Below are 7,755 nucleotides of genomic sequence, written 5' to 3'. Positions count from 1 at the left end.
AAAGGGCCGCAAGGCCCTTTTTTAATACGTCAGTTTTGCTATCAAAGCTAGATTCTAAAGTACTAAAATTAAAGCACCCTACAAGCGAAGCCTTTTAGGTAGAAACCTTCTGGGTAAGCTGTATCGATCAAGTGATCGGCTGCTTGCTCGAAGCGTTCAACAAACTTCACTGTTCTGCCTGCATCTAGAGCTGCATCAGCAATGATTTTTTGGAATAGGTCAGCACCCATCAAACCTGAGCAAGAATAGGTGAGTAGTGTTCCACCTGGCTTCAGGATTTGCATCGCTAGCATGTTAACGTCTTTGTAGCCGTTAGCGCCTGAAGTTAGGTTGTTCTTGCTTGAAACAAACTTTGGTGGATCCATGATCACTACGTCAAACTTAGTGCCCTGGTCACGGTATTCGCGAAGTAGTTTGAATACGTCAGCGTTTAGGAATACAGCACGCTTTTTCGAGATATCAAACTCGTTAAGTTCAGCGTTGAACTTAGCTGTATCAAGAGCAAGTTGAGATACATCTGCGTTGATCACACGCTTTGCGTCGCCTTTAAGTGCGTAAAGGCCAAAACCACCGGTGTATGAGAAACAGTTAAGGACATCTTTGCCTTTAACGTACTTCATAGATTCTTTGCGACTATCACGTTGGTCCATGTAGAAGCCCGTTTTGTGGCCTTCCATAATGTTCACGCTGATCTTCACACCGTTTTCTTCAATCACTACTGACTTAGGTGGCTCTTCGCCATGCAGTACGCCGACGGTTTGCTCTAAACCTTCTTTTTTACGAACCGCTACGTCAGAGCGTTCGTAAATATTACATTCAGGGAAGCATTCAACTAAAGCTTCAACGATAACGCTTTTGTTGAATTCCGCGCCAGCACTCAGTAGTTGGCAAACTAAGAAATCTTGGTACTTATCGATAGTAATACCTGGCAGGCCGTCAGATTCAGCCGCCGTTAATCGGTATCCCGTTAGGCCGTCACGTTCGATGATATCTTCACGTAGTGATTGTGCGTCTTTAAATCTTTTGATGAAAAACGCTTTATTGATTTCTTCCTTTTCAAATGTCCAAACACGAGCGCGAATTTGAGATTCTGGTGAGTAAGCTGCTTTTGCGAGCCACTGACCATTTTGAGCATATACGTCTACAGTTTCACCTTGTTGTGGTTCGCCTTCGACCTTATCGATACCGCGTGAAAATACCCAAGGGTGTTTACGGCGTAGTGATTTATCTCGGCCTTTAGCTAGATGAATTGAAGGAGTCATAATTTACTCTGTTTGTTGAATTTGAAGGAGGGGTATTGTCGGGGAAGTACAAGGGAAAAGCAAATAAGAAAGGGCTGCAGAAGCAGCCCTAGCAATGATTAATTAACACATAGTGGTTAGATATCAGTATTAAGCTTTGAGACCTGTCAGCAAACCTTCCATCGTATCGCTTTGCTTACGAAGTTGGTCAACATTTACATTACTCTTACTGATCATTTCACAGATGCTGTCTGATTGATGACGAATCTCTTCAACACTTTGTGCAATGTTGTCAGCAACAACACCTTGCTCTTCAGCAGCAGTAGCAATTTGAGTGCTGCTATCAGAAATAGATTGGTTCTTTTCAGCTAACGAGCCGATCTCAACGTTTACTTCCGACATCAATGTTTGACCTTCGTTAGCATTGCTAACAGTCACTTCCATCAATTTTGTCAGTGATTGGCTGTTACGTTGTAATGATTCAATCATACTTTGGATTTCAACAGTCGCTTGTTGAGTACGGCCGGCAAGGGCACGGACTTCATCGGCAACAACAGCGAATCCACGACCTTGCTCGCCAGCACGTGCAGCCTCAATGGCAGCATTCAGGGCTAATAGGTTAGTTTGTTCTGAGATGCCATTGATGGTTGCGACCACTTCATCAATTTGCGCTGCATTAGCATCAAGCTCTTCTACCGCTTGCGAAGCTGATTGAATTTCTTTAGATAGGCTTGAGATAGATTCCAATGTATTTGAAACTTTTACTTGGCCACTCTGTGCAACACCGCGAGCGTCCATAGTTTGAGAGCTAGACTCATGAGCAAGGGTTGCGACTTCACGAATCGTTGCCGCCATTTGTTCCGTTGCACTTGCCAAACTATTCAGATGTTCTTGTTGGTTACCCGAGATGTCTGAGCTCTGTTGTGTCGACTGGTTTAAGTCAGAACTGATCTGCTGCATGAGTGCGACAGACTCTTGGATTGATAGAACCATGTTTTGTTCGCGCTCTGCTACTTTATCAATAGTAATTGCGATTTCACTGAACTCATCGCGAACGAGGAAGTAGTTCATACGGCAGGTGAGATCACCACTCGCTAGCGTGCTTAACGCTTTGTTCATAGAGAACATTGCGCCGCCGATGAAAGTCATGATGTAGTAAACACCTAGCGCGATCAGCGTTAGGGTTACTGCGATAATTGAAACCTGAGTCGTAGATAGAGCTGACCATAAGTTTTGGTCATGGTTCGCAACCAAGCTGAATGCACCGTTCATAACTGAGACGGAACCAACACCATAGCCTAAAGAGATGGTTTCAGAATTACTGACAAGTTGAGCAACTTGATCTTTCGTCAGTTGACCCGCTTCGATAAGTCCTTTCATCAAGAGCATTTCTTCTTGATAAAGATGAGCAAGTAAAGAGTCTGCGGCGCTATCTAAAACAAGAGTTAATATAACCAGGGCGAGAAGAGGTAATAAGAAGAGTAGATAGAACTTTTCTTGGATTTTTAGGTGAATGAGATATTTGTCAATCCAACGAAATGGGATTTCTTTCATAAAAATAATTAACCTTGAATAGATGGTTCGTAGAAAGGCATCAAATAGCCGTGTATAGTATATTTATCAATGCATCTGGCGTGCACTGTTCGGTCTTGTTGAGTCTTTGATATTACCAGTTCAGTGTGCACAGTAAAGCAAAGTGTGTATATAGCTGTGCATATAATCACAAACCGGAGTGTGCATATAAAAGGTAGACCATGGCACTAAATGACAAGGTATTAAGATCAAAGACCAACTTTCCAAAAGACCGACCACACAAGGATATTGCAGATAGCGGGGGATTACTCGCACGTTTCTCTAAAAGTGGGAACGTGGCCTTTTATTATCGTTTTAGATTTGCGAGGAAATCCGCAATTATGAAGATCGGTAGCTATCCCGAAACCTCATTAAAAGAGGCTCGAGAAAAGCATACGGAGGCCCGAAAGCAATTAGAAGAAGGTAAGGATCCAAGAACAGAAAGAGAAAACGCAATAACCCAAAACACCGAACGGCTTACAATCCAGCTAGGCTTTGAATATTGGTATGAAAACTATTTAAAGCAGCGCAACAAAAGCGCGGGTGACGTTTGGCAAATCATTAGCAAACACATACTTCCTAAGATTGGTAACCGGATCTTTGATGATATGACACCACAAGATTGGGTTAACGTTTGTAAGATAGAGCTAAAGGTGACTAGCACAATGCTATTGGCCTATAGCAAACAATGCAGCAAGTACTTGTTAACGCTAGGTCTCGTTAAATCAAATACAGTCGCGGTTGTTCAGTCCAATTATGTGGGTGAGAAGTCCAGACCACGACAGCGCGTTTTGACTATGCAAGAACTCGGAACGCTTTATAGTCGATGTGCTGAAGTAGATCCTTCGACAGCGGCCGGAATGATGATCATGATGTTCATGGGGGCGCGTTCTGGTGAAGTTAGGACCATGGCCGTGGGTGATGTGAACGAAGACTTTACCATTTGGACTGTACCGGAAGAGAAAAGCAAAACGGATGTACCGATAGTTAGACCAATACCGGAGTATGTTAGAGAGCATTTTCGTTACTTGATGGAGAATGCCACCGGCGCGGGATGGTGCTTTTCTGGGTGGTATCCTAACGAGGTATTAAGAGAGTCTGCGTTTTATGAGCGTATCCGTAAGGCATTTAAACCTTGTGGCGTTCCTAAGTGGTCGCCTCACGTTCTGCGACATACGTTGAGTACTCACTTTTCAGACTTGGAAATAGAGCCGTATGTGGCTGAGAAAATGCTAGGTCATATCATGGGTGGAACCATGGGCGTGTATAACAAAGGCCTGTATTTAAAACAACAGGAAAAGGCTATGCACATCTGGCACGAAGCGGTGAACAACATTAGATTAGCTTTGTCAGCAAAACAGTCGTAATAAAAATAGCCGCTATGCGCGATCGTTAGTATTTTTAATGAACAAGCTAAAGAAAGCCCGCAGTGGAGTATAGAGTAAAATTCATGTTCATTCGCGTGTGAGTACAAGAGTTTTATTGAGCATGCTTCTAATGTGTATGCTTTTTTATCGCTGCTAAAGGGCATTTAGTTGAAGATGGTTAAGTGAAATTATAAAGCCACAACTAACACAGTTCACTAGGCATTTATGATTTTTCTTGACCATCTTTTGTCACACGTTTCTGGACACTTATTAGCTAGTGCTTTTGCTAATTTAGCAAACCATCAATAACTACAGGTATTGCAAATCAAGTTGTGGGTAGCTAGCGCGAGCAGTGAACTCGCGCTAGATCGAAGGACTGATTATTGTTGTGCGCATTAAGTGACGTAACGTTAAATAATACGATTAGAAAGTGTTAGCCCGTAAACTCTTCGTATTTTTCTATTAGTAATTCATAGTTCCTCTTTGCAGCGTTGTACTGCTCATCAGGGAACAAAGTTTGGGGGTACTGTTGATCTGAAAATTGAATCTTTCTTGCGCTTTCATCTAAGTAAAGACTTCGAACAAACCGAACGCATGAATAGAAAACTGAATCGGCATATCCGCGCAGGACTTCATCCCCTAAGTTCATTCTTAGAAAATCACGAGCGTAGATATACATATCAACAATTCCCTTTGTAAAGCATGAATACTCCTCACTAAAAGCTATCATGTCATCCTGCAATCGACGCTCAAGCAACTGAATTGCATCATCATTATGTTTTGATTGTATTTCCACCTAAAACTCCCATTAAATTCAAATGAAATGAATTTATACCATAATTTAAAATCTACCGTTTTCTGCTATACAGACTTTAACTCACTGGTTTCTTGAAGCTTTGTTGCAAGGGTGTGCATTAAGTACTGTTGCGTTCAATAAACCACATACTGGACAATTATACATTTCACGAGGATCTAGGCTTTTCAGTCCCAACGAAAAGCCTGTGCAGCATTCTTCAGCAACCTGTCTGATCTGAGATCCTCAGAGCAGATACATCGTATACATGCAATTTTAACAAGTCGCTCGCTCTTAACTATATCAATTCTAAATCTGAAGCCTTTTTATCAATTAACTTCGAGCAAAGTGAAGTGACTAGCTTAACGGCAGCTAGTGGGCCTTGCTCTACTAGAGTTTCTTTAAATTTGTCAACCATACCAGTCTTCTTTAAGTCTGCTGAAAACTGATGTCCCTGGGCCGTTAAACGAATGGGTACATAATGAGGTTTATATGTTTCTCCAAAACGTTGAACACCCAAATTCTTTGGCCCAGACAGTGGTTCGATAAGATTTAAGTCATTTAACAACTCTAAATAAAAAAGAAGAGTTTTTAACTTATCTTGAGATGTAGGGTCAAAGAACTCAGAAAACTCAGGTTGATTAAGCTTGAAATCAGGCACACAGTCTTCTGCGGCTACTAGAAACTTTTGAATATACTCATAATCAATCGACATATAGAAAACCTCTTTTATTTAAAATAAAGCAGTGGAGTAACCATATGTAATCTAGCACTTTTTTATCGTTATGTTGCTTAAGAACGCGTCAAACGAATGAGTTCAAGCCTGAAAATTTAAAATAGATACTCCCGTGCATGCACGATGTACTTACTGTTACAGCTCCATGCGGAGTTGACATTCATCCACAAAATAAAAGTGCCAGATCGTTGATAGACATGTCGAATTTACCCCGAGATACATCACGAGGGTTCACAACTAACAGCAATTTAAGAATAGATAACTTTTAGTAGGGCAAAAGCCCATGAACAGGATGTGAATGAGTAAAAGTACTAACACCGAATGGGGCATTTCTGAGGTAGAACGTGCCACAGGTAAAATGTGATCACCAAGCGATTCTGTCGTATCGTAACTACCAAGCGACTTTGTCATTCGCTTAATTACCGAGGGAAATTGACGGTCTCTATTTTTACGTAATCCTTTGACTAGTGCTACGAATTAGTCAGGGGTGTATAGGATGATCGTTATGGATACTCAATCTCAGCTTACCGTGGATATCATCGCAAAAGTTGCTCTCGGTAAAATCTCAATTACTAATGCCTCTAAGCTCCTCAAGAAGTCTCGCAGAACCATCGAACGTTATCTCAGGCGATATCGCTCTGATGGTATCCGATTTGTGGTTCATGGCAACACAGGAAGGGCACCCGCTAATAAAATCCCCATTACCTTAAAGCAACAAGTTCAAGCTCTTATAAAGACCAAGTATTACGACTTTAACATGCTTCATCTCGCCGATATGTTAGAGGTATTTGAAGGTATCAAAGTAAAACGGGAGACGCTTCGTACCTGGGCACATGAAATCCATCATGTAAAACGAGCCAAACATCGACGTTCTAAGGTAAGAAGACGACGTGAGCGTATGGAAGCCGAAGGCTTAATGCTGCAAATGGACGGCAGTCCGCACCTTTGGTTCGGTGATAAAAAATCCTGTCTTATCGCCATGATTGATGATGCAACCAGTGAGGTTCATGCGGAGTTTTTTCCTTCAGAAACCACCGAAGGATGCCTCAAAGTAATGAAAACTTATATCAAGAAAAAAGGTCTTTTTAAGACTCTGTATGTCGATAGAGCTGGCATCTTCGGTGGACCAAAACGTTGCCACTTCTCCCAGATGCAACGAGCCTGTGAAGAGCTGGGTATAGAAATTATTTTTGCCAATTCGCCTCAAGGCAAGGGTCGCATCGAACGTGCCTTTGATACGTTCCAAGATCGTCTAGTCCCTGAGTTAAGGCTGGCTGGGGTTACTGATATGATCAGTGCAAATAACTACCTACAAAATACCTTCATCCCTGAGTATTGGGCAACGACCCTCACAGTCAACGCCAAATTAATGCGCTCTGAGCATACACCCGTTCCGAAGTACCTCAACATTGACGCGATATGTATTCAAAAAGAATATCGAAAAATCCGTCGAGATCATACCTTCAGTTACGCCAACGCAATGTATCAAATCACCTCCCCATTACGGCACTCTATCGTGAGTCAACAAGTCGAATTACGTAAGCAACTTGATGGTGGTTTTACGGCTTACTTTGCTGACCGAGAGTTATCGATTAAAGAGCTTACTGAGCCTAGCTCTAGGAAAGAATACGGAGAAGAGGTTCAGAAAAAGATCGAGGCTATAGAGCTTGCCAATGAGTTAGGGAATGTTAGAGAAGCGGCCCGACAAAGCGGTTGTTCTGTCAAAAGCATTCACAACAACCGTCAATTGCTTGAAGCCCATGGCCCACTTGCTTTGAAACGTCTGTATGGTCAATCACACAACAATAATCGCATCGATGAAAAGACTCGAAATATCGTCATCTCATTAACACTCAAATCGCCTCACCTAACCTCTATTAGGATAAGTGGTGAGATGAGAAAGCGTTTTAACATCTCGATTAGTCACTCAACAGTAAGGAACATCTGGCTTGAAGAAAAGCTGAATACAAGAGAGTTACGGGAGGCACGTGCCGAGGAATCAATTATCGAATAGAAACTAATCTGCAATAGTGGACTACTATGAAT

At 42.1% G+C, this 7,755-nt stretch carries 6 protein-coding genes; 2 read left to right on the top strand and 4 right to left on the bottom strand.

Translation table 11 applies throughout. From position 1 onward, the window contains the following. Positions 1–68 precede the first annotated feature (68 nt). Together OCU90_RS09620 and OCU90_RS09615 are read right to left on the bottom strand one after the other, a co-directional pair. Positions 69–1,262, bottom strand: a complete 1,194-nt coding sequence (locus tag OCU90_RS09620; RefSeq protein ID WP_061025510.1) for a class I SAM-dependent methyltransferase — start codon at positions 1,260–1,262, stop codon at positions 69–71. 129 nt (positions 1,263–1,391) lie between these two features. Further along, positions 1,392–2,795, bottom strand: a complete 1,404-nt coding sequence (locus tag OCU90_RS09615; protein ID WP_061025512.1) for a methyl-accepting chemotaxis protein — start codon at positions 2,793–2,795, stop codon at positions 1,392–1,394. Between the two features lie 200 nt (positions 2,796–2,995). Between OCU90_RS09615 and OCU90_RS09610 the strand changes: the two genes are divergently transcribed. Continuing rightward, complete coding sequence (locus tag OCU90_RS09610; protein ID WP_061025515.1) at positions 2,996–4,180, top strand: tyrosine-type recombinase/integrase; 1,185 nt, start codon at positions 2,996–2,998, stop codon at positions 4,178–4,180. 433 nt (positions 4,181–4,613) lie between these two features. Here OCU90_RS09610 and OCU90_RS09605 read toward each other — a convergent pair whose 3' ends face one another. Together OCU90_RS09605 and OCU90_RS09600 are read right to left on the bottom strand one after the other, a co-directional pair. Further along, positions 4,614–4,976 carry a hypothetical protein gene (locus OCU90_RS09605; protein ID WP_061025518.1) on the bottom strand — a complete coding sequence of 121 codons (363 nt, stop codon included), beginning with the start codon at positions 4,974–4,976 and terminating at the stop codon, positions 4,614–4,616. Between the two features lie 295 nt (positions 4,977–5,271). Then, positions 5,272–5,688: a hypothetical protein gene (locus OCU90_RS09600; protein WP_061025519.1), complete on the bottom strand. Its 417-nt coding sequence runs from the start codon at positions 5,686–5,688 to the stop codon at positions 5,272–5,274. A gap of 517 nt (positions 5,689–6,205) precedes the next feature. Here OCU90_RS09600 and OCU90_RS09595 point away from each other — a divergent pair. Beyond that, positions 6,206–7,723 (top strand): ISNCY family transposase, encoded by a 1,518-nt coding sequence (locus OCU90_RS09595; RefSeq protein WP_081090036.1) that lies wholly within the window; start codon positions 6,206–6,208, stop codon positions 7,721–7,723. The last annotated feature ends 32 nt before the right edge of the window (positions 7,724–7,755 follow it).

The organism is Vibrio splendidus (assembly GCF_024347615.1).
GTDB lineage: Bacteria > Pseudomonadota > Gammaproteobacteria > Enterobacterales > Vibrionaceae > Vibrio > Vibrio splendidus.
Note: the sequence above shows the minus strand (reverse complement) of the source record. Positions and strands in the feature narration are given on the sequence as shown.